The sequence below is a fragment of the Dyella sp. genome, assembly GCF_035503745.1.
GTDB lineage: Bacteria > Pseudomonadota > Gammaproteobacteria > Xanthomonadales > Rhodanobacteraceae > Dyella_B.
The window spans coordinates 1-23,113 of record NZ_DATJTC010000015.1 but is presented as its reverse complement, the minus strand read 5'-3'; the positions used below and the strand labels follow the sequence as shown (position 1 = coordinate 23,113).

General features: G+C 61.6%; 19 protein-coding genes, 1 tRNA gene and 1 pseudogene. 20 read left to right on the top strand and 1 reads right to left on the bottom strand.

Annotated elements, in window-relative coordinates; genetic code table 11:
* Nucleotides 1-412: 412 nt before the first annotated feature.
* The 18 genes from VME63_RS05770 to VME63_RS05685 all read left to right on the top strand — a co-directional run bounded on the left by VME63_RS05770 (nt 413) and on the right by VME63_RS05685 (nt 20,054).
* Nucleotides 413-1,144: a YebC/PmpR family DNA-binding transcriptional regulator gene (locus VME63_RS05770; protein ID WP_325431182.1), complete on the top strand. Its 732-nt coding sequence runs from the start codon at nt 413-415 to the stop codon at nt 1,142-1,144.
* A gap of 32 nt (nt 1,145-1,176) precedes the next feature.
* Nucleotides 1,177-1,698, top strand: coding sequence for a crossover junction endodeoxyribonuclease RuvC (gene ruvC / locus VME63_RS05765; RefSeq protein ID WP_325431180.1), 522 nt, complete (start codon nt 1,177-1,179; stop codon nt 1,696-1,698).
* On the top strand, nt 1,695-2,291 hold the full coding sequence (gene ruvA / locus VME63_RS05760) for a Holliday junction branch migration protein RuvA (protein ID WP_325431178.1): 597 nt from the start codon (nt 1,695-1,697) through the stop codon (nt 2,289-2,291). The genes ruvC and ruvA overlap by 4 nt, the downstream gene beginning before the upstream one ends.
* Nucleotides 2,292-2,318: 27 nt before the next feature.
* Complete coding sequence (locus tag VME63_RS05755; protein WP_325431176.1) at nt 2,319-4,196, top strand: potassium transporter Kup; 1,878 nt, start codon at nt 2,319-2,321, stop codon at nt 4,194-4,196.
* Between the two features lie 58 nt (nt 4,197-4,254).
* Nucleotides 4,255-5,304 (top strand): Holliday junction branch migration DNA helicase RuvB, encoded by a 1,050-nt coding sequence (ruvB, locus tag VME63_RS05750; RefSeq protein WP_325431174.1) that lies wholly within the window; start codon nt 4,255-4,257, stop codon nt 5,302-5,304.
* Nucleotides 5,297-5,698, top strand: coding sequence for a tol-pal system-associated acyl-CoA thioesterase (ybgC, locus tag VME63_RS05745; RefSeq protein WP_325431172.1), 402 nt, complete (start codon nt 5,297-5,299; stop codon nt 5,696-5,698). The genes ruvB and ybgC overlap by 8 nt, the downstream gene beginning before the upstream one ends.
* Nucleotides 5,699-5,758: 60 nt before the next feature.
* Nucleotides 5,759-6,448 (top strand): protein TolQ, encoded by a 690-nt coding sequence (gene tolQ, locus VME63_RS05740; protein ID WP_325431170.1) that lies wholly within the window; start codon nt 5,759-5,761, stop codon nt 6,446-6,448.
* Nucleotides 6,449-6,462: 14 nt separating this feature from the next.
* Nucleotides 6,463-6,909, top strand: a complete 447-nt coding sequence (gene tolR / locus VME63_RS05735; RefSeq protein WP_325431168.1) for a protein TolR — start codon at nt 6,463-6,465, stop codon at nt 6,907-6,909.
* Entirely contained in the window at nt 6,896-7,837 is a 942-nt protein-coding gene (locus VME63_RS05730; protein WP_325431166.1) for a cell envelope integrity protein TolA, read from the top strand. The genes tolR and VME63_RS05730 overlap by 14 nt, the downstream gene beginning before the upstream one ends.
* A gap of 8 nt (nt 7,838-7,845) precedes the next feature.
* Nucleotides 7,846-9,168, top strand: a complete 1,323-nt coding sequence (gene tolB / locus VME63_RS05725; protein WP_325431164.1) for a Tol-Pal system beta propeller repeat protein TolB — start codon at nt 7,846-7,848, stop codon at nt 9,166-9,168.
* 253 nt (nt 9,169-9,421) lie between these two features.
* Nucleotides 9,422-9,931, top strand: coding sequence for a peptidoglycan-associated lipoprotein Pal (gene pal / locus VME63_RS05720; RefSeq protein WP_325431162.1), 510 nt, complete (start codon nt 9,422-9,424; stop codon nt 9,929-9,931).
* A gap of 107 nt (nt 9,932-10,038) precedes the next feature.
* A complete protein-coding gene (gene ybgF / locus VME63_RS05715) occupies nt 10,039-10,800 on the top strand; it encodes a tol-pal system protein YbgF (RefSeq protein ID WP_325431160.1) in 762 nt (253 codons plus the stop codon).
* Nucleotides 10,801-10,810: 10 nt separating this feature from the next.
* A complete protein-coding gene (queE, locus tag VME63_RS05710; RefSeq protein WP_325431158.1) occupies nt 10,811-11,503 on the top strand; it encodes a 7-carboxy-7-deazaguanine synthase QueE in 693 nt (230 codons plus the stop codon).
* Nucleotides 11,504-11,713: 210 nt separating this feature from the next.
* Nucleotides 11,714-12,394, top strand: coding sequence for a 7-cyano-7-deazaguanine synthase QueC (gene queC, locus VME63_RS05705; RefSeq protein ID WP_325431156.1), 681 nt, complete (start codon nt 11,714-11,716; stop codon nt 12,392-12,394).
* A gap of 53 nt (nt 12,395-12,447) precedes the next feature.
* Nucleotides 12,448-12,523: transfer RNA gene (locus VME63_RS05700), tRNA-Lys, on the top strand.
* Between the two features lie 470 nt (nt 12,524-12,993).
* Entirely contained in the window at nt 12,994-18,627 is a 5,634-nt protein-coding gene (locus VME63_RS05695; protein ID WP_325431154.1) for a hypothetical protein, read from the top strand.
* 80 nt (nt 18,628-18,707) lie between these two features.
* On the top strand, nt 18,708-19,697 hold the full coding sequence (locus VME63_RS05690; protein ID WP_325431152.1) for an RHS repeat-associated core domain-containing protein: 990 nt from the start codon (nt 18,708-18,710) through the stop codon (nt 19,695-19,697).
* Between the two features lie 24 nt (nt 19,698-19,721).
* Nucleotides 19,722-20,054 (top strand): DUF5076 domain-containing protein, encoded by a 333-nt coding sequence (locus VME63_RS05685; RefSeq protein WP_325431150.1) that lies wholly within the window; start codon nt 19,722-19,724, stop codon nt 20,052-20,054.
* A gap of 82 nt (nt 20,055-20,136) precedes the next feature.
* Here the strand turns inward: VME63_RS05685 and VME63_RS05680 are convergent.
* Nucleotides 20,137-20,704: pseudogene (locus tag VME63_RS05680) on the bottom strand (IS3 family transposase); the annotation flags it as partial.
* A 44-nt stretch (nt 20,705-20,748) separates the two neighbouring features.
* Between VME63_RS05680 and VME63_RS05675 the strand changes: the two are divergent.
* Complete coding sequence (locus VME63_RS05675; protein ID WP_414648211.1) at nt 20,749-21,324, top strand: fibronectin type III domain-containing protein; 576 nt, start codon at nt 20,749-20,751, stop codon at nt 21,322-21,324.
* Nucleotides 21,321-22,394: an RHS repeat-associated core domain-containing protein gene (locus VME63_RS05670; protein ID WP_325431147.1), complete on the top strand. Its 1,074-nt coding sequence runs from the start codon at nt 21,321-21,323 to the stop codon at nt 22,392-22,394. The genes VME63_RS05675 and VME63_RS05670 overlap by 4 nt, the downstream gene beginning before the upstream one ends.
* The last annotated feature ends 719 nt before the right edge of the window (nt 22,395-23,113 follow it).

The window sequence follows — 23,113 nt, the reverse complement described above, 5'->3', positions numbered from 1 at the left end:
GATTCGCGCCCGCGCTTGCTCTTGGCTCCTCCCCCTGCTTGCAGGGGGAGGCTGGGAGGGGGTAGCGCTCTTGCTTCTGCTGATGGGCTTCACCCCACCCCAACCCTCCCCTGCTGCACGCAGGGGAGGGGGCGGGTCGCGGCGAGATGGAAACGCTACGCCGTCGATTCGCGCCCACGCTTGCTCTTGGCTCCTCCCCCTGCTTGCAGGGGGAGGCTGGGAGGGGGTGACGCTCTTGCTTCCCATGACGGGCTTCACCCCTCCCCAACCCTCCCCTGCCGCACGCAGGGGAGGGGGTACACACAGCCGGAAAGAGGGGGCGACACTGCAGAATCGTCCGATTGCGGAGCCTCATGGCGCAATGCAGTAAAATCCCCCGCTTTCCACTTTTGACATCAGGTCAGGTATCACCATGGGTAGAGGGCCGTCCATCGAAGGTCGCAAGAATGCCGAAGACGCCAAGCGCGCCAAGGTATTCACCAAGCTGATCCGCGAAATCACCGTCGCCACGCGCGCCGGCGTTCCCGACCCGGCCTTGAATCCGCGCCTGCGCGCGGCGGTGGACAAGGCGCTGACCGCCAACATGTCCAAGGACACGATCGAGCGCGCGATCAAGCGCGGCTCGGGCGCCGACGGCGGCGCGAAGATGGAAGAGCTGCGCTACGAAGGCTATGGCCCGGCCGGCATCGCGCTGATCATCGAATGCTTCACCGACAACCCCACGCGCACCGTCGCGGACGTGCGCCACGCGCTGACCAAGCATGGCGGCAACCTGGGCACCAACGGCTCGGTGGCGTTCCAGTTCACGCGCTGCGGCGAGCTGGTCTTCGCCACCGGCGGCGATGCGGCGGTGGAGGAGAAAGTGCTGGAGGCGGCGCTTGAAGCGGGTGCCGACGATGTCGTCAACGAGAACGGCGAGAGCACGGTGCTCTGCGCGCCGGAAAATTTCGAGACCGTGCAGCAGGCCCTGATCGACGCCAAGCTCGACGCGCTGCACGCCGGCGTGGTGATGCGTCCGAACAATCGCACCGCCGTCACCGGCGAGGCGCTGGAAACGCTCACCGACCTGCTGGAGAAGCTCGACTCGCTGGACGACGTGAGCGAGGTCTATCACAACGCCCAGCTACCGGCCGACGCCGGCTGAGCCGCCGACGCCGCGAACCCACGCCAGCCGCGATGATCCGCATCCTTGGCATTGATCCAGGCAGCCAGCGCACCGGCATCGGCATCGTCGATGTCGATGCGGCGGGCAAGTTGTCGCACGTGTTCCACGGTGCGCTGCTGGTGGCGGGCGAAGATAACTTTCCGCTGCGCCTGAAGCGTATTTTCGAAGGCGTCAGCGCGATCATCGCCGAACACCGTCCGGTCGAGTGCGGTATCGAGCGCGTGTTCATGGCGCGCAATGCCGATTCGGCCCTGAAACTGGGGCAGGCGCGGGGTGCGGCGATCTGCGCAGTGGTCCACCGCGGCATTGCCGTGCACGAATACGCGGCGACCGAAGTGAAGAAGGCGGTGGTCGGCGGCGGCCGCAGCGACAAGACCCAGGTGCAGCACATGATCGGCGTGCTGCTGGGCCTCAAGGGGCCGATCCAGGCCGATGCCGCCGATGCGCTGGCGATCGCGGTGGCGCACGCGCACACCCGTTCCAGCCTGGAGCGCGCGGGCATTCCTCGTACTGCTTGGAGACGTCGACGATGATTGGCCGCCTGAGGGGAGTGCTCATTTCCAAGCAGCCGCCGTGGCTGTTGGTGGAAGTGGGCGGAGTCGGCTACGAGCTGGAAGCGCCGATGTCCACCATCTACGACCTGCCGGCCACCGGCAAGGAAGTTACGCTGCTCACGCACTACGCCGTGAAGGAAGACAGCGTGGCGCTGTACGGTTTCCTGCATGAAGCCGAGCGCGCGCTGTTTCGCAATTTGCAAAAAGTGAGCGGCATCGGCGCGAAGATTTCGCTGGCGGTGCTGTCGGGCGTTTCCACGCAAGATTTCGCGCGCCTGGTGCAGGCGGGCGACGTGGTGGCGTTGACCAAGATCCCCGGCATCGGCAAGAAAACCGCCGAACGCATCGTGGTGGAATTGCGCGATCGCGTGGAGGGCCTTGGCGTCAGCGCGCCGGGATCGGCCGCCGCGTCCAGCGCGCCGCTCGATCCGGCCGGCGAGGCCACCGTCGCCTTGCAACAGCTCGGCTACAAGCCGGCCGAAGTCACGCGACTGGTGCAGAAAGTCGCCCAACCCGGCGACAGTGCCGAAACCATCATCCGCAAGGCGCTGCGCGCCGCACTCGGGAGTTAATGCGTGGGCCAGGACATACATCAGGGCATGAGCGAAGCCGACACCAGGAAGCGCCTCGCGGCGCTGGCGCTGGGCGCCATCGGCGTGGTCTACGGCGACATCGGCACCAGTCCGCTGTACACCTTGCAGACCACGTTGAGCCACGACGGCATGAAGCCGACGCCCGAAAGCATCTACGGCGTGCTGTCGCTGATCTTCTGGGCGCAGATCATCGTGGTCTCGCTCAAGTACGTCACCTTCATCATGCGCGCGGACAACAAGGGCGAAGGCGGCATCATGGCGCTGATGGCGCTGGCGCTGCGCGGCGTGCGCGGCAGTGCGAAGCTGCGCTGGCTGCTGGCCATCATCGGCATCTTCGGCGCATCGCTGTTCTACGGCGACGGCGTGATCACGCCGGCGATTTCGGTGCTATCGGCGGTCGAAGGCTTAAAGGTGGCCACGCCAGGGCTCGAACACTGGGTGGTGCCGATCACCGCGGTCATCCTGTTTTTCCTGTTCGCCTTGCAGCGCCACGGCACGGAGCGCGTGGGCAGGCTGTTCGGTCCGGTGATGATGGTCTGGTTCATCGTGATCGCCTTGATGGGCGTGGCCATGATCGTGCGCAATCCGCACGTGCTGCGGGCGCTTTGGCCTGGCTATGGGTACCATTTTTTCCAGACGCACGGCATGCAGGGTTTCGCCGCGCTGGGCGGTGTGGTGCTGGCGCTGACCGGTGCGGAAGCGCTGTATGCGGACATGGGGCACTTCGGCAAACGCCCGATCCGGCTGGCCTGGTTCAGCTTCGTGCTGCCGGCACTGGTGCTGAACTATTTCGGGCAGGGCGCGCTGCTGCTGGAGCATCCGGAGGCGATCGACAATCCGTTCTTCAAGCTCGCGCCATCGGTGATGCTGTATCCGTTGATCGGCCTGGCCTGCGTGGCGACGGTCATCGCCTCGCAGGCGGTCATTTCCGGTGCGTTCTCGATGACGCGCGAGGCGATGTCGCTGGGTTATTCGATGCGCATGCCGGTCGTGCACACCTCGCGCGAGATGTCGGGCCAGATCTTCGTGCCGTGGGTCAACAGCTTCCTGCTGGTCATGGTGCTGGTCGCGGTGTTTGGCTTTCGCAGTTCCGACAGCCTGAGCGCGGCATACGGCATCGCGGTGACCGGCACCATGACCATCACCACCGTGCTGGCGCTGTTCGTGGCGCACAACCAGTGGGGCTGGCGCCTGCCGGTGCTGGTGGTGGCCGGTACGTGCCTGTTGATCATCGACGTGGCGTTCTTCTCCGCCAACCTGATCAAGGTCGAATACGGCGGCTGGTTCCCGCTGGTGCTGGGCCTGGGCGTGTTTGTGGTGATGACCACCTGGCGCCGCGGCCGCGAACTGGTGGTGCGCGAGATCAAGCAGGGCGGCCTGGCACTGGCGCCGTTCATCGAAAACATCACCGAGCATCCGCCGCTGCGCGTACCGGGCACGGCGGTGTTTCTCACCGCCAACCAGCATGCGGTGCCGCACGCCCTGCTGCACAACCTCAAGCACAACAAGGTGCTGCACGAGCGCAACGTGATGTTGACGGTGGACATTCTGGAAACACCGGTCGCCGACGCCGACGAACGCATCCATCTGCAACCGATGGCCGGCGAGTTCTACGGCCTGGAGGTGCGCTTCGGTTTCGCCGAAGACCCCAACATTCCGCTGGCGTTGTCCAGGTGCGCGCGCAACGGCCTGCCGTTCGACCTGATGGACACCACCTTCTTCCTGTCGCGCGAGAACATCGTCGCCGACAAGCGCCGTCCCGGCATGGTGCTATGGCGCGACCGGCTGTTCGCGTTCATGTCGCGCAACGCGCTGCCGGCCACCGCGTTTTTCCAGATTCCCGGCAATCGCCTGATCGAACTGGGCACGCAGGTGGAAATCTGAGCGCTGCCTCGACCGGGAGCGGCTCGCTGCGGCCGCTCCGCTCCGTCATAATCGGCCCATGACCGATCACCGCATCATTACCTCCGCCGCCCAGCTCGATGACGAGGCGCTGGAGGCGTCTATCCGTCCAAAGCGGTTGAGCGAATACCTCGGCCAGCAGGCGGTGCGCGAGCAGCTGTCGATCTATATCGAGGCGGCGAAGAAGCGGGGCGGGGCGCTCGATCACGTACTGATCTTCGGGCCGCCCGGCCTTGGCAAAACCACGCTTAGCCATGTCATCGCCAATGAGTTGGGCGTCAATGTGCGCTCCACCTCCGGTCCCGTGCTGGAGCGCGCGGGCGATCTGGCGGCCCTGCTCACCAACCTGGAAGCGCACGACGTCTTGTTCGTCGACGAGATCCACCGCCTTTCGCCCGTGGTGGAGGAGGTGCTCTACCCGGCAATGGAGGACTTCCAGATCGACATCATGATCGGCGAAGGCCCCGCCGCGCGCTCGATCAAGCTGGACCTGCCGCCCTTCACCCTGATCGGCGCCACCACCCGCGCGGGCCTGCTGACCGCGCCGCTGCGCGACCGTTTCGGCATCGTGCAGCGCCTGGAGTTTTATTCGCCGGCCGAGCTGACCGCGATCGTGCGCCGCTCGGCGCGCATCCTGGGCATTGCCTGCGAAGTGGAAGGCGCGGAAGAAATTGCGCGCCGTTCGCGCGGCACGCCGCGCATCGCCAATCGCTTGCTGCGCCGCGTGCGCGATTACGCCGAAGTGCGCGCAGGCGGCCACATTACCCTGGCCGCGGCGCAGGCGGCGATGACCATGCTCAAGGTCGATGCCGAGGGCTTCGACGAACTCGACCGCCGCCTGCTCGCCACCATCATCGAAAATTTCGACGGCGGTCCGGTGGGCGTGGAATCGCTGGCGGCCGCGCTCAGCGAAGACCGCGGCACGCTGGAGGACGTGGTCGAGCCCTACCTGATCCAGCAGGGTTTCCTGGTGCGCACTGCGCGCGGGCGCATGGCCAGCGCCAAGGCCTGGCGCCATTTGGGGCTCACCCCGCCGCCCCGCCAGCCGCAGGCGGCCGATTTGTTCGGCACGGGCGGCCACGATGTCTGAGGGCAAGGTTTTTGCGTGGCCGGTCCGCGTCTACTGGGAAGACACCGACGCCGGCGGCGTGGTCTACCACGCCAGCTACCTGCGCTTTCTGGAGCGCGCCCGCACCGAATGGCTGCGCGGGCTGGGCGTGGACCAGCTGGCCTTCAAGCAAGCCACCGGGCTGGCCTTCATGGTGCACCGGATGGAGATCGACTTCCTCAAGCCCGCCCTGCTAGATGATGAACTGGCGGTGACGGTGGAAGTCAAAGAACGGCGTTCAGCCAGTATCCTTTTCACCCAGACGATCAGCAAGGCGGATGGGACCCGGCTCATCGAGGCGCAAGTGCGCGCTGCGTGCGTGGATCTCAAGCGCATGCGACCGGCCCCCATCCCTGCCGGGCTGATCCGGGATTGACCCCGTCCCGACTCGACGTTTTCACTTAAACCCATTTTGCTGGTGGAGAACCCCCAAGCCATGAACAGTGGACTGAACATTTTCAAGCTGCTTGCCGAAGCGAGCCTGCCGGTGCAAATGGTGATGGCGTTGCTGCTGGTGTTCTCCTTCATGTCCTGGGTGATCATTGTGCGCAAGTACTCGCAGCTCAAGGCCGCGATGGAAAACGCCGAGTCGTTCGAGGAGCGCTTCTGGTCCGGCGCCGATCTGGCCCAGCTGTTCCGCGAAGTCAGCAACAACGGCGGCGACAACGGCGGCATGGAAAACATCTTCGAATCGGGTTTCCGCGAATTCGTGCGCCAGCGCCAGCGCCGCGTCATCGACACGCGCATGGTGATCGAAGGCTCCGAGCGCGCCATGCGCGTGGCCGGCACCAAGGAGATCGGTTCGCTGGAGCGCAACCTGGAATTTCTCGCCAACGTCGGCTCGATCAGCCCGTACGTGGGCCTGTTCGGTACGGTGTGGGGCATCATGGGCGCCTTCCAGGGCCTGGGCGAGATGAAGGACGTCACCATCGCCGTGGTCGCGCCGCACATCTCCGAAGCGCTGATCGCCACCGCCATGGGCCTGTTCGCCGCGATCCCGGCGGTGTGGGCCTATAACCGCTACGCCAACCGGGTCGAACGCGTAGCCTCGCGGTACGAGGTGTTCCAGGAAGAGTTCTCCTCCGTGCTGCAGCGGCAGATCCAGACCGACGACGCCAATCACTGAGCAGGAGTGCAGCCATGCGAAGCTCCGCGCGCCATAAGCGCCTCAAGCTGAAATCGGAAATCAACGTCGTTCCCTACATCGACGTGATGCTGGTGCTGCTGATCATCTTCATGGTCACCGCGCCCATGCTCAACGCCAACGTCGACGTCAACCTGCCGCAGGCCAATGCCAAGTCGCTGCAGGACAAGAAAGAGCCGGTGATCGTTTCGGTCGACAGCCAAGGCCAGATGTACCTCACCCTGGGCACCGAAAAGAAAGAACCCATCGATGCCAATACGCTGAAGGTGAAGATCGGCGCCTTCGTGCAGCAGAACCCCGATGTCAGCGTGCTGGTCGCGGGCGATCGCGACGGCAAGTACGAGGGCGTGTACCAGGCACTGGCCCTGCTGCAGCAGGCGGGTGTGGCCAAGGTCGGCCTGATGAGCGCGCCGGAGACGGGCAATCCGAATGGACGACCGTAACGCCAAGGGCACTCCGCTTGCGGTGGTGCTGTCCGCCGTCCTCCACCTGGGGATCATCGCGTTCCTGTTTCTGGCCACCCTCTCGTGTACCAACTACGAGGCGTTCCTGACCGCACTGCATTTGCCCAACCCGATCACCTGCACGCCGCCGCCGATTCAGCTCAAGGGGCCGGTGATCGAGGCCACGCTGCTGGGCGATACGGCCGCGCCGCCGCCAAAATCGGCGAAGGTCAAGCCGCGGCCCAATACCACGCCGCCCCCGCCCTCGGCGACGCCGCCTCCGCCGCCGCCCGAGGCCCAGCCGAAGCTGAGCCAGCTGCCGCCGCCGCCCAAGAATCCCGACACCGTGGATCAGGAGCGGGTGGTGCAGGAAGCGCTGCAAAAGGCCCAGGACGCCAAGAAGGAACAGGAAGAGCGCGAGCGCCAGCGCCAGGCCGACCTGGACGCGCAGGCCGCCAAGCGCAAGGAAGAGGCGGAAAAAACCGCCGAGCTGTTCAAGCAGTTGGACCAGGCCACGGCTCAGACGCAGAAGCTGACCAGCAAGGCCAAGCAGGCCCAGCAGCAGCTGGCGGATGCGAAAAACGCCGCCGACAACGGCCTGCCCGATCTGCCAAACGCCGCCCAGCGCCAGAAGGGCACCAACGCTTTGAACAGCAGCCTCCTGGACCAGTACCGCGCAGCGATTCAGAACGCCGTCACACAGAATTGGATACGGCCGGATAACATGCCCGATGTTCCCTGCACGGTCGACATCGTGCAATCGCCGGGCGGCAACGTCTTGAGCGCCAAGGTCGTAGGCAATTGCGCCTACGACGATGCTGGCAGGCGTTCGGTCGAAAATGCCGTGTTACGCGCGCAGCCGTTGCCCTACAAGGGCTTCGAGAGCGTTTTCCAGCGTGAAATCATTTTCACCTTTACCCCGCAGTGAGTAAGTCCATGCGCAGATCATTCCGATCGATGTTTATTCTTGCCGTGCTGTTGTTCACGGGCTTGGTGGCAGGCCCCGCGGCGGCACAGGCACTGAATGTGCAGATCGTCGGCGGCACCAAAACGGCCACCCCCATTGCCGTGGTGCCGTTCGCCCAGCAGGGCGGTTCGCCCTTGCCGACCGACGTCGCCGACGTGATCCGCAGTGACCTCAATCGCTGCGGCCTGTTCCGCTCGCTGGCGGTCAGCGAGATCGTCGAGCAGCCCAGCCAGGGTTCGGACATCAAGTTCGCCACCTGGCGCCTGCTCAAGCAGGACTACATCGTGATCGGCCGCATCAAGGACGCCGGCAACGGCATGGTGTCGGTGGAATACGAGCTGTGGGACGTCAACCGCCAGCAGCGCCTGCTCAACGGCGTGATGCCGCCGGCCCCGATCAGCGACCTGCGCAGCGTGGCGCACCAGGCCGCCGACGCCATCTTCCAGCAGATCACTGGCATCCCCGGCGCCTTCTGGACCCGCATCGCCTACGTCACCGTGGTCGGCACCGGCAACAACGAGACCTATTCGCTGATCGTGGCCGACTCGGACGGTTACAACCCGCAGGTGGTGGCCCGTTCGCACGAGGCGCTGATCTCGCCCAAGTGGTCGCCCGATGGCAACCGTATTGCCTACGTATCCTTCGAAGGCGGCAATTCGGCCATCTATATCCAGAACATCGCCACCGGCGCCCGCCAGCTGGTATCGGACCGCGCCAAGGGCATCAACAGCGCGCCCGCCTGGTCGCCCGACGGCACCAAGCTGGCGATGTCGCTCTCCTATACGGGCAATCCGGAGATCTACGTGATGGACCTGGCCACCCGCCAGGAGACGCGCCTGACCCGAAGCCTGGCGATCAACACCGAGCCGGTCTGGTCGCCTGACGGCCAGAGCATCTACTTCACCTCCGACCGCTCGGGCCGTCCGCAGATCTACCGCATGCCCGCCACCGGCGGCACGCCCGAGCGCATCACCTTCCAGGGCCAGCAGAATCTGGACGCGGCGATCAGCTACGACGGCAAGCAGATTGCCATGGTGCAGGCCAACGGGAACGTGTATCGTATTGCCATCATGGACCAGAGTCTTGGTGGGCAGGTGCGCTTCATCTCGACCGGTCCGATTGACGAATCGCCAAGCTTCGCGCCAAACGCCAGCATGCTGATCTACGCCGCCGTCGATGGTCCTCGGGATGTGCTCTTTGCCGTATCCAACGACGGCATGGTCAGGCAGCGGCTCACCATCGCCAACGGCGATGTCCGCCAGCCGGCTTGGGGACCCTATCGCAAGAACTAACTCGGTGCGGTCGCGGCCTGCGGGCTGCGTCCGGCTGATCAGAGGAGGGGCCCGGAGCGCTTCCAGCGTTCCGGCTGCCGGGGTCGCGGTGCTTTGCCGCGTCCCGTTTAGCAGCCTGTGCGGTACAATGCTTGGCTGTAATATCGAAAGTGTAGAAAAATAAATACAACAGCCGGACCACCGGCGATCACTGTCCCGTAACCGCAATCGTTATTGACTGTCGGAAATCAAACCCGTTTGAAGGAACGTCACCATGAATAAGACCGTTCGTATCGCACTGGTCGCCCTGCTTTGCGTTGGCGCGGCCGCTTGTAGCAAGAAGCAGGAAGTGAAGCCGCAGGAAACTGCTCCGGCGGAACAACCGACCACCCAGCCTGCCCAGGGCACCGGCAAGTACACCCCGGCTGACCTCGAAACCGACGCTTGCCTGCGTCAGCGCGTGGTCTACTTCGATTTCGACAAGGACGAAGTGAAGCCGGAGTTCCAGCAGATCATGCAGTGCCATGCCAAGTACCTGCAGGATCGTCCGACCGCGCAGATGCGCCTGGAAGGCAACACCGACGAGCGTGGTACGCGTGAATACAACCTCGGCCTCGGCGAGCGTCGTGCCAACGCCGTGTCCAGCGCCCTGCAGGCCAACGGTGGTTCGGCCAGCCAGATCAGCGTGATCAGCTACGGCAAAGAAAAGCCGGTGTGCCGCGAGCACAACGAAGATTGCTGGAGCAAGAACCGTCGCGTTGAGATCGTCTACACGGCCACCTGATGGTGTTCCGGTTGGCTAATCGTTTCACAGCCAATATGAGCAAGGCGGGCGCCCTGGCGTCCGCCTTGCTGTTTTTGGTGCCCGTGCACGCGCAAGATTCCTCCCCGATGAGCCTCTCCGACCGGGTCGCCCAGCTGGAGCAGCAAGCGCAAAACCAGCGGCAAAATCGCCTCGGCCAGCTCAACGAACTGCAGCAGATGCAAACGCAGATGCAGCAGATGCAGGGCCAGATCGAGCAGCTGCAGCACCAGCTGCAGGAGTTGCAGGACCAGACCAAGGCCCAGTATTCCGACGCCGACAGTCGCCTGCAGCGCCTGGAGAAAGGTGTCGGCCCCAATCCCGCCGCGGCGGCCAGCAATGGCGGTCCGGCAGCGGTGGCATCTGCCGCAAGCCCGGGCAGCGCGGCCACCAGCCCGGCACCGGCGGCGACCACGCCTGCACCCACACCCGCGGCCCCAGCCGAATCGACAGCGCAAAAAGCCGCCGCGCTCAATGCCTACAACGCCGCCTTCAAGTCGCTGCGCGCAGGCGATTACGTATCTTCGTCGCGCGGTTTCCGTCAATTCATCGAGAAATACCCCAACGACGCGCTGGTCTCCAACGCCTTCTATTGGCTTGGCGAGTCGTACTACGCCACCACCAACTACCAGATCGCGGTGGAAGCCTTCAAACACCTGCTAAGCCAGTATCCGCAAAGCGACAAGGCGCCCGACGCCTTGCTCAAGCTCGGCTACAGCCAGCTGGAAATGAAGCAGACCGACGCCGGCGTCGCTTCGTTGAAATCGGTATTGGCCAAATACCCCAGTTCCAACGCGGCCAAGCTGGCCAAGGAACGTTTGAACCGGCTCTCGCAGCAGCCGGCTCGCTGAGGTCATGGCGGTGAGCGGCAACGACACCAGCGTGGACAACGCCACGGAATCGCCGGCCGCGGCAGGGCGCCTGCGCATCACCGAGATCTTCCATTCGATCCAGGGCGAGGCCGATGCGATGGGCTGGCGCACCGTGTTTGTGCGCCTCACCGGCTGTCCGTTGCGTTGCGTGTGGTGCGACACCGAGTACGCGTTCTACGGCGGCAACTGGCGTGACATCGACGACATCCTGGCCGAAGTAGCCGCACATGGCGCCAAGCATGTGTGCGTCACCGGCGGCGAGCCGCTTGCGCAGAAACGTTGCCTGACGCTGCTGCAGAAACTGTGCGACGCCGGCTATGAAGTCTCGCTGGAGACGTCCGGCGCCATCGATGTTTCCACGGTGGATCGGCGCGTGCGCAAGGTGATGGACCTGAAGGCACCCGATTCCGGCGAGGCCAAGCGCAACCTGTGGTCGAACCTGCAACATCTCTTGCCGCACGATCAGGTCAAGATCGTGATCGCCAGCCGCGGCGACTACGAATGGGCACGCGACACGGTCGCCGAGCATGGCATCGACCGTCGCTGCATGGTGCTGTTCTCGCCCGTGCACGGCGCGGTCGAACCGCGCGCGCTGGCGGAGTGGATCATCCAGGACAAGCTGCCCGTGCGGTTTCAGTTGCAGTTGCACAAGCTGTTGTGGAACGACGCGCCGGGGCATTGAGCCGCTTCACGAATTGCCGCGCCGCAGGATTTGCTTTACCCGCATCGCGGCCGTCGCCGGCATGCCGGTGAGGCGATCGATATCCAGGCTAGTCCATGATCATGCAAGCACTCCCGCACGCGGGAAACCTAAAACCACGCGCCCCGGCCTGTGTTGCCGTCAGCGCTCCCGGCCGGTGACCGGTCGTTCTTCTGTACTTGGAAAACCTCTATGTCAGGCTCCACATCCCGCAAGGCCGTCATCCTCGTCTCTGGAGGCATGGACTCGGCCGTCACCCTTGCCATCGCCCGCCAGCAGGGTTTCCAGATCCACGCCTTGAGCGTGAACTACGGCCAGCGCCACAGTTCGGAACTGGAAGCGGCCGCGCGCGTGGCCCACATGCTTGGCGCCGTTGAACACAAGACTGTGCATGTGGATCTGCGCAGCATCGGCGGCTCGGCGCTCACCGCCGACATTGACGTGCCGGAAGAGGGTGGCGAGGGCATTCCCGTTACCTACGTACCCGCCCGCAACACCATCATGCTGTCGATCGCGCTGGGTTGGGCCGAAGTGCTGGGCTCCACCGATATATGGTGCGGCGTCAACGCCGTCGACTACTCCGGCTACCCCGATTGCCGGCCCGCCTTCGTCGAGGCGTTCGAGCGGCTCGCCAACCTGGCAACCAAGGCCGGTGTCGAAGGCGCCGGCATCCGCATCCACGCCCCGCTCATCGCCCTGAGCAAGGCCGACATCGCCCGGGAAGGCCAGCGCCTTGGGGTGGATTTTTCCGCCACGGTGAGCTGCTACCAGGCCGACGCCGAAGGCCGCGCCTGCGGCCACTGCGACGCCTGCCGCCTCCGCGCCCAGGGTTTTAGCGCCGCCGGCCTGCCCGATCCGACCCGATACGCCTGATCGGCTTGTGCCCAGGGCGCCAAGGCCATAAAATTTACAGCTCACTTTTTTCCGGGCCGTTAGCTCAGTCGGTAGAGCAGTAGACTTTTAATCTATTGGTCGACAGTTCGAATCTGTCACGGCCCACCAATTCAAACCCGCACGGCTTATAGCCTTGCGGGTTTTTTATTGCACTGAGTCTGCACTGACAGACACCGACAATAGGCCACAGTGCCGTTCCAGTGCCGCTATCAAAACGGGAAGCAAATAGGGCGCCGGCAAGCTGCGAGGCGCAATCGCACGTCAGTTCGAAAAGACGCTGCGACCAGCGTGCAGCATGCGCGCGAACGTGAGTGCCACATCGCACCTATCGACCGATATACGCCGGCCACTGGACAGCGCGAAGTACAACGCAGAGTGATTACCAAGTCCTCGCCAACTGGGCTGAGACAGGGAGCGTCGCATTCAAAGTTGGACTGAGCAACGAACTGCTCGCGAATTTCCTTGTGAAAGAAATAAGTACATCAGCGCAAAAACTTGCCCGTTGACGATGTGGGCGGTTTTGCGCTACTCGTAAATGCATACCTGCGCGCAAGGCGCAGGCTCAAGGGGACAATCCGATGCGTGCACGTTGGCAAGGGAGCTGCCTGTGGGTAGCCGTGTTGTGGGTACTGGCTGGTTCATGCCATGCCCAAACGACGTACGCCACTCCGGATCAGGAATACCAGAAGCTGATCCAGGTCGATCAAAACATCGAGCCGTTGGGTGAGCATCCGTTCGGGGAAAACATCAGCACGTACGACGGTAGCGTGTCGTTCAACGTCACGGACGTCAGCTTGCGCGGCAACGGCCCGACCATCACCGTGGGTCGATCGTTGCAGTTTATCGAATGGATCTACGGCGATACCCAAAGCGCGCAACTTCCACTGGGCGACTGGGAGCTGGAAGTCCCTCGTATCGAAACCTTGGCCGCCACGCAGTTGGGATGGCAGACATTGGCCGGTGGCACGGGAGACACCGGTACTACACAGCGTTGCTCCAACTTCTATGAGCCGCCGGGCATTGCCGCCACGCTCTCCTCCGGAGGGTGGGTCTCGGATGAGTGGTGGTATGGCTATAACTTGATAGTGCCCGGTCAAGGCAAGCAGCTGCTGATGCCTCGCTACAGCGCCAATTCGCTGTCGCCGACCATCAGCGGAATGACTTTTCCCATCGTCACCAAGAACAACTGGATGATCAGTTGCGGTGTCACCGCGAGCGACGGTGGCGAAGGGTTTCTTGCCATCGCGCCGGATGGTACGCGCTATACCTTCGCTCACCTGGTCTATCGTCCGTGGACCCCGATCACGGGCGCGGGTGCGCTGCCTCCCGATGGCACGAACGTCGCGACGTCGAACGGCAGCCTGGCACAAAGCGCCATCTCGTCAAAAGCCGCGATTCCGATGTCGGGCACGGGAGGCGGCGTCAGCACGTTGGATCGCGAAGATGCGTTGATGTACGTCACGCAGATACAAGATCGCTTCGGCAACACGCTGACCTACAACTACGACCCCACTTCAGGCTATCTCACCAGCATCACGGCCAGCGACGGACGCGAGGCGGATATCACCTACGTATCCGGTTCGCAGTTGATTCAATCGATTACGGCGAAGGCCAGCAATGTCGCGTCGCGTACGTGGAATTACAGCTATTCCGGCCAAACCTTGACGGGAGTGCAACTGCCCGATGGCAGTGCCTGGTCCTATAACCTGAATATGGGGCCGATCGTCATCAATGTGCCGACCAGCAATTGTCAGCTCGATCAGCTTCCAGCGGTTAACTACCCCGTGGCAAGCAGTATAACCGGCACGGTCACGGCACCCTCCGGACTCACCGGCACGTTCTCATTCGGGCTGAAACTGAGCGGCCGCTCATACGCGCCGAAAGAGTGCTACGGAAGCAGCAATGGAACGGCTCCTTCGGCATTGTTTCCGGAGTGGTACGTTCAGATGGCCGTAACAAGCGAAGTGCTGTCGGGTGCGGGCATGCCCACGCAGACCTGGACCTACAGCTACTCGCCGGCCAATGCGAGTTGGAGCAGCGATGCCTGTGCAAGCAGCGGCACCTGCGCGACCACCGTTTACACCGACGTCACCGATCCCAACGGCAACGACACGCGTTACACCTACAGCAACCGTTACGACGCCACCGAAGGGCTGCTGCTGCGCACGGATCACTACAGCGGCGCCTACGGCGGCACCTTGCTGCGCTCGGACATCAATACCTACGCCAACGCATCGGGCGGCCCCTGGCCAAGCGTCTACGGCATCGATTTGCTGTATCGCGACAATTATTATCAAACCGAGCAACTCTCGCCGCTGCAGATGCGCCAGACCCAGGAAGAGGGCGACACCTATACCTGGCAGGCGATGGCCTACGACGGCTACGCCAACCCCACCGATGTGAAGCGCTACAACTCCATCAGCGGGCAGCAAGGCATCGAAGAGACCACCACCTTCCTCAATGACACCAACCTGTGGGTGCTTGGCCTGACGCAAAGCGTGGTGAACAACACCACGGGCGAAACGGAGTTGTCCAATACCTACAATGGCAGCGACCTGCTGCAATCGCGCTCGCGCTTTGGTGAGTTCATCATGAGCTACACCTACAACAGTGCCGGCCAGCTGGCGAGCTTCACCGACGGCAACAACCACACCACCAGCATCGGCAACTACTACCGCGGCATTCCGCAGTCGATCAGCTTCCCCGACAACACCAACGAAAGCCTCACCGTCGATGACCTTGGCCAGATCAGTTCGATCACCGACCAGAATGGCAATACCACGCACTACAGCTACGATGCGATCGGCCGCATCGCGCAGATCACCTATCCGACCAACGACAGCGTGTCGTGGTACCCCAAGGTGTTTACCTATAGCTTCGTGGGCAGCGAGCGCGGCATCACGGGCAACCACTGGGATCGCATCACCACCGTCGGCAGTGCCGTCAGCACCACCTATTTCGACGCCGACCTGCGCCCGGTGCTGAGCGACACCTCCAACGGCAGCCAGGACATCACCACCGCCACCTCCTACGACTACACCGGTGCGACCACCTTCGCCTCCTACCCCGTCTACGGCCAGGCCGCGCTTACCAGCCTCACCACTGGTACCCATCACACCTACGATGCGCTGGAACGCCTGACCCAGACGCAGGAAGACAGCGAACTGGGTTCGCTCACCACCACCACCGCCTATCTGGGCGGCGCGGGCTTGCAGGTCACCGATCCCAAGAACAACGTCACCACCACCTATTACCAGGTGTTCGACGAGCCCAGCTACAAGGATCCGATCCAGGTCAACGCACCGGCCAGCATCAGCCAGTCCATTACGCGCGACATCTACGGCAACCCGACCGCCATCACCCAGTCCGGTCCCTACGGCAGCGAGAACGACAGCGTCACCAAGACCTTGCTGTACGACAGCTACCACCGCCTGTGCCGCACCACCGAGCCGGAAAGCGGTAGCACGGTGATGTCCTACGACGCGGCCAATAACTTGGCGTGGAGCGCGCAAGGCCAAACCATCACCGACGGCACCTGCGGGCAGACCGACGTGGCGACTGGGGCACAAACCACGCGTACCTACGACGCGATGAACCGCGTGCTGACGATCACGCCGCCAGCGGGTACACAGACAACGTCTTACACCTACGATACACGCGGCAATATTAGCAAGGTGAGCTCTGGCAGTGCGACGAACATCTTTACCTACAACACCCTGAGTCTGGTAACCAGCCAGACACTGTCGGTCGGAAGCTACTCCTGGGGCATTGCCTACAACTACGACGGCTATGCGCATATCAATGCCGTCGGCTATCCGGCCTTCAACGGCAGCAGCGAAGGGGTGGCCTACAGTCCGGACGCATGGGGTCGCGCCACCCAAGTGGGTAGCTATGCCACCGGCATCGAGTACTTCCCCAATAACCAGATTTCCGGCTTCAACTACGGCAATGGCTCCAGCTACGTGGCGGAGCAGAACACGCGCCAGCTGCTGAGCAGTTTCACGTATGGTGCGGGCAGCACGCTCAATCTCAGCGAAGCCTATACCTACGACGCCAACGGCAATATCACGCAGGTGCAGGACGAGGTGAACGGCCAGCGCAACAAGTCCTTCACCTATGACGCACTCGATCGCCTGACCAATGCCACCGCCAGCAATCTCTACGGTACCGAGAGCTACACCTACGATGCGCTCAACAACCTGCGCAGCCGCCTGACCGGCGGCACGACGCTGACCTTGAACTACAACGGCAACAACCAGCTGTCCAGCGTGTCGGAAGGTGGCGCTACGGTCACCACGTACGGCTACGACAACCAGGGCAACCGCAACAGCCTGACCAGCGGCAGCACTACCAGCTACAGCTTCGATACGGAGAACCAGCTGCTGCAGGTGTCGGGCGTAGAAGGTTATGCCTATGATGCCGCCGGCCGCCGCGTCGCCAAGACGGATCTGAACGGCAATCCCACCGGCTACTACTTCTACGACCAGGCCGGCCAGCTGATGTACTCGCTCGACCCGAACACGCTGCTGGCGACCAATTACATCTACCTGGGTACCAAGCTCATTGCCAGGCACGTGCTGTTTGAAGCGCCTGCGCCGGGTGCGATCTCCTTCAGCAGCAACCCCAATGGCGGCAGCTTCACCGTCTCGTGGGGTGGTGTGTCGCAGGCCACCAGCTATACGTTGCAGCAGCTCACCGTAGCGTCGGGGACGTGGACGACCGTGTATAGCGGTGCGTCGCTCAGCACCGCCATCAGCGGCCTGGCGGCGGGCACGTATCAGTATCGTGTTCAAGCGTGCGTCAATTCGGGGTGTGGCAGTTGGGCAACTTCGTCGAACGTGGATGTGTGGCCGCCGCTTCCTTCCATGACGGTGCCTTCCGGAACGGTGGCGGGCACCTATGGGATCAGCTGGACGGCATCGGCCAACGCAAGTAGCTATACGGTGCAGGAAGCTGTGAATGGCGGCGCCTGGACGACGATCGGAACGTTCACGGGGACATCGACCACGCGGCCGGGTACGACGACGGGAACGTACACGTATCAGGTCCAGGCAACGGATGCCTCCGGTGTCACAGGGGGCTTTGGACCGGTGTCCAGTCCGGTCACGGTCAACGCTGCCTTGTTGCCCTCTCCCACCCCGACACTGAGCGTACCGGCCTCGACCAATACCAGCGGCGCCACGATCAGTTGGACGGCGGCCTCGCCAGTGACCACCTACACGTTGCAGCAAAGTGCCAACGGCGGATCAACCTGGACCACCGTTTACAGCGGTGCGGGCACCAGTGCGACGGTGTCGGGTCTTGCGGATGGCACGTATACGTACCAGTTGCAGGCATGCAACGCCCCGGGAACAGGTACGTATTGCACGAATTGGATCAGGGGAAGCTCGTTGGTCGTAGCGCTGCCGCCCGGCACGCCGACCCTCACGCCATCGACGACGTCGAGCAATACAGGGACCTACTCGCTCAGCTGGACGGCGCCGGCGACGTCCACAAGCTACGTATTGCAACAGCAGGTCAATGGCAGTGCCTGGACGACGGTGCAGTCGTCGGCAGCCACCTCCTGGTCTGTGAGTGGTGAGGGCGATGCCACCTACGGCTATCGCGTGCAGGCGTGCTATCAATCGGTGTGTGGCGGCTGGAGTGCGACCGCAACGGTAACGGTGCTTCTGCCTCCCGCTTCGGCACCGACGATCAGCGGTGCGGGGACCTCCAGCAATGGGTCATACACGCTGACCTGGAATACCGTCGCCACGGCGACGAACTACGCGGTGTACTACATCGCATCGAGCACCGATTGGGTGCAGGAACAGGACAGCGCGGCAACGAGCTATACCACCACACAGAGTGCGGACGGCAGTTACGAATATGTCGTGGTGGCCTGTAACGGAGGGGGCTGCGGCCCAACCAACAACGCCGTTGTCGAGACGGTGCTGTTCCCGCCTGCGACTGCTCCCACGCTCAGTGTCAGCCAACCCTCCCTTTATTCCGACACGGTCGATTTCAGTTGGACGAGTGTGGCGACAGCGGCCACCTACCAGCTGGAATTCAGCAGGGATCAATCGACGTGGACGCAGATCGAAGATACCGACACATTGTCTTGGACCTATGCGCCAGGCACTGGACTGTTTTACTTCGAGGTGCGCGCTTGCAATGCAAGCGGCTGCGGGCCTTGGAGTCCGATTCAAAGCCATACCGTTGTAGACAAATGAGTCGGGTACCCACTGTGAAATCGACCTTTTTTCGCAGCGAACACACGTTTGGCAATGGGGCGCCGCTCAGGGTGGCGCTTATGAATAAGGACATGGCGACGATGGGTAGGTTGGCTAAATTCCTGGTGTTTCTGTGCCTGCTTCTCGTCGGGCAAAGCGCGCTCGCTCAAACTTCCGGCACGGTGACCTATGTCTATACCGATCCGCAAGGCACGCCGCTCGCCGAGGCTGACGCCAGTGGGAATATCACGGCGACATTTGATTACACGCCGTATGGCTCGACGGCATTAGGCGCGCCGCCGAATGGCCCGGGGTATACGGGGCATGTGAATGACCCGGAGACCAATCTCGTCTACATGCAGGCGCGGTATTTCGACCCAGCAACGGGTCGCTTTCTAAGTACAGATCCTATTCCGTATGACGAAGGTGGAATTAACGGGTTCAATCGGTACGCTTACGGAAGCAATAATCCTATCTACAACACCGATCCAACTGGACAGCAAAGCGAAGGCGAAGTCGAAGAGCCGGCGGTGGAGTTTTATCCCAAGCTCGGCTCAGATACGGAGTCGGAGTCTCCCTTCCTACGGCTGCCTGATGAAAGTGACTCCAGATTTGCCGCGCGCCAAGCTATAGAGTTTGCGCAGATGTGTACTGCGCCAGGTGTGAAAATTGATTACGTAAAAATTGCGAGTGATGCAGAGCAAAGTGTCGCGGCAATAGAACCGGTTGGTCGCGGAGTGATCTATCGCGTTAACGGTCAAAATACTAGCTCCGGCCTTGACTACATTGGCTCAACGAATAACTTGGAACAGAGACAGCAAGAGAAGTCGGATGGGCGCGATAGATCTAGTGCACAAGTGATTGATACGTATGACAAAAGTAACAAGCAGGAGCGACGTCAAAAGGAGCAGCAGGCAATTAACAATAGCGGAGGCGTGAATCACTTAGATAATAGGCGGAACGAAATAGCTCCAAAAAAATGGAGTCAAAACAATATTCAGCCGCCGCGAGCGCCACCACCACCGCCACCGTCCGGACCGCATCCGCTACCACAAGTGGGTTCAAATTGAGGTAGGAAGAAAAAGGTGACTAAAATGCTAAACGAACGTCCAATTCCTCCATCTGCTTTACGCGACCCCAACGCAGTGGAAATGCTGCGCGTCTGGATTGCGGAAGGAAAGCTTGAGAGTTCTATTAAAATTGGTATGTATGCTGAGACGACCGATGTTCCCGAAGATGTCGCCTGGGGCATGATTTTGGCAGATCTGGCCAGGCATATTTCAAATGCGCTGCAATCAGGTTACGGGTTTACTGGCGAGGTATTAGACCGTATTCAGGCCACTTTTCTTCGAGAGCTAGGCGCACCTACTTCAACAGCCCACGGTGAATTCGTCACCAATGATCGCTCTCCGCAAGGAGATGGTTGACCACCAAAACAGGGCTCAGGTTGGGTTGGCTGGCCCTGTGAACAAAAGGATCTGGACTGCTGCCGGTTCGGTGGACACCACCTTAAGCTAATTCCATCTGCTGCTCGAACTGTATCGGACTGAGGTAACCGATGGTCGAGTGGCGTCGCTTACTGTTGTAGAACCGCTCGATGTAGTCGAAGACATCGGCTTTTGCCGCAGCCCTCGTGCGATACACTTTGTTGCCGGTGCGTTCGGCCTTGAGCGATTTGAAGAAGCTTTCCATCACCGAGTTGTCCCAACAGTTGCCCGAGCGACTCATGCTGCAGGTAATGCCCAAGTCGCCGCGCAGGCGCTGAAAGCGGTCGCTGGCGTATTGGGCTACCGCGATCGGAGTGATGCAAAACCGACTCGGGTCGTCGCCGACGCCACACGGCCATCATCAATGCGTCGGTCACCAGCTGCGCCGTCATCTGTGACTGCATTGACCAACCGACAACGCGACGGGAGTACAAATCCAGCACGGCCGCGACATACAACCAACCCTCGGCCGTCCACAGGTACGTGAAGTCGGCGACCCACTTCTGGTTTGGCGCGGTCGTCTGAAATTGGCGATCGAGCAGATTGTGTGCAATCGCCTTACCGGGTCGTTCGCCCCGGTCGATCGGCAGACAATAACGGTACCGAATAACGACACCAGGTTGACTTATGCGGACTGTGGAGCAGCACGGGCACGACCACGGTACTGTTCCCACCGTCATCGGCACCGACCATCAGCGGTGGGGGAACCACGGGCAGTGCAAGCTTCACCCTGACGTGGAACACGGTGTCCACGGCGACGAGCTACCAGGTGTTCTGGCTTCCCTCCGGCTCGGGTTCGCAGCAAGTGCAGAACAGCTCGGCGACCAGCTATACGGCGACCGTCGGCGCCAGCGGCACCTACGAATACGTGGTTCTGGCCTGCAACGCCGGGGGATGCGGTCCTGAGTCGGCGCCTGTCACGGAAACCGTGGTGTTCCCGCCAGCAAGTGCTCCCACGCTAACGGTCAGCCAGCCCTCCCTGTATTCGGACACAGTCGATTTCAGTTGGACCAGCGTGGCGACGGCGACGGCTTACCAGTTGGAGTACAGCAAAGATCAATCAACGTGGACGCAAATCGTCGATATCAACGAATTGTCCACCACCTATGCACCGGGCACGGGGCTGTTTTACTTCGAGGTAAGGGCCTGCAATGCCGGGGGCTGCGGGCCATGGAGCGCGGTTAAAAGTCTCACGGTGGTGGACAAATGATTCGTTCGCCGACCGTGCAATCGCCTCATTCGCAGCAAGACAGCGTTGGCAACGTGGTATCGCCCATGGTGATGCCCATGCATAAGGACATATCGACGATGCGCAGCGTGACGAAATGGCTGATGCTTTTTTGCCTGCTTGTCGTAGGGCAGGGTGCATGGGCGCAAAGTAGCAGGACGGATACGTATGTGTATACCGATCCGCAAGGCACGCCGCTGGCGGAGGCGGATGCCAACGGGAACATCACGGCGACGTTTGATTACACGCCGTATGGTTCCACGGCATTAGGCACGCCGCCGAACGGGCCGGGGTATACGGGGCATGTGAATGATCCGGAGACGAATCTCGTTTATATGCAGGCGAGGTATTACGACCCGGTGACGGGTCATTTCTTGAGCACGGATCCGGTCATTCCAGCGGCTGGAAATGCTTTTAGGTTTAATAGATACGACTATGCTTTAGATAATCCGATAAGAAATATTGATCCAAATGGAAAGGATCCGTGTCAATCTTGTGATGACATAAGTGGTGTATCGTACTTTCTGGGCTCACAGTTGCGCACCTCAGGCATCGTGCGGCAAGGTTATATTACTGATTCTGCAAAACTTGATCGTGCGGACCGAGAGGGGCGCACCAATCTAAAAGATGAAGCTCGATCAGAAACTCCTTCGATGGTCAGAAGAGTGGTTGCGGCTGTTAGACCTTCGACACAACCAAAAGAAGGGTCTGGTGGTCGCGCCAATGCCACAAATGAATCAGCAAACGCCGCAGGTGAGGGTATGCGAATTGCGGGTAATACGATGCTCGTTGCAGGCGCTGCGCTTTCCGCATATGACGTTGCAACGTCGCAAAATAAAACTAGATCCCTTGCTGCTGCAGGTGGCGCAATGTTGGGAGGAATAGGTGGCGGAGAGGGAGGAGCTTGGGGCTGCGGAATCGCGGGACTTTTCATCGCGGGGCCACCAGGTGCCGCAGTAGGTGCAATCGTAGGAGGTCTGGGGGGGTCTGCAGCTGGCGCTCACTACGGTTCGCAGGCCACAACAAAGCTGTACGATAAGGTCGCCAATTAACGCTATGCACATCATAGAAAGCTACTTGCAGTTGACAGACTCGCCCTTGACTTTAATTCGAAGGGGGGGGCTTTTCTTCAAGCGAAGAGTATCGCTAGCTGAAGTGTCTGAAATTTTGTCCGTCAATCGTGATGCAGTGACACATGATGAAGTCCAAATCTGCTTCAGGAGTGTGGATGGTCGCGAATTTCTAATATCGGAAAGTGATGGAAACTTCAAAAATGTCATTGAGGCTCTTAAATCAAAGTTTCCTGGGATTGAGAATTGGAGCAAGGTCGGCGAAGGAGCTCCACTAAAACATCGCGTTATGACGCTATGGACGAAATGCGCTGAGACTTAATCTGCTAATAACGGTACCAGGTTCTGAGGTATCCCCACGTTTCCTCATGGAATTCCCATTTGAGCGAGCGTGGCGTCGTCGAGCTGCCGCAAGTGCTGCATGAGTTCGTTGAAGTCGGGCGGCGGCCATCGTTGCAACCAAGCTTCCTGGCCGATACGGATGATCGAGTAAAGGCGGCGCCTGGTTTTGTGCGGCCATAACCGGGCGTGTCCTAGATTTTGTGTAAACGGGTCCTTGACGGGAAACTGCCACCAGACCCGGAGACACCATGAGTACACGCAAGAAGCACGACGTGCCCAGCGAGCTGCTGGATAGCCTGCTGGCCAATTACAGCAAGCCGGAAGACCTGATTGGCGAGAACGGCCTGCTCAAGCAGCTG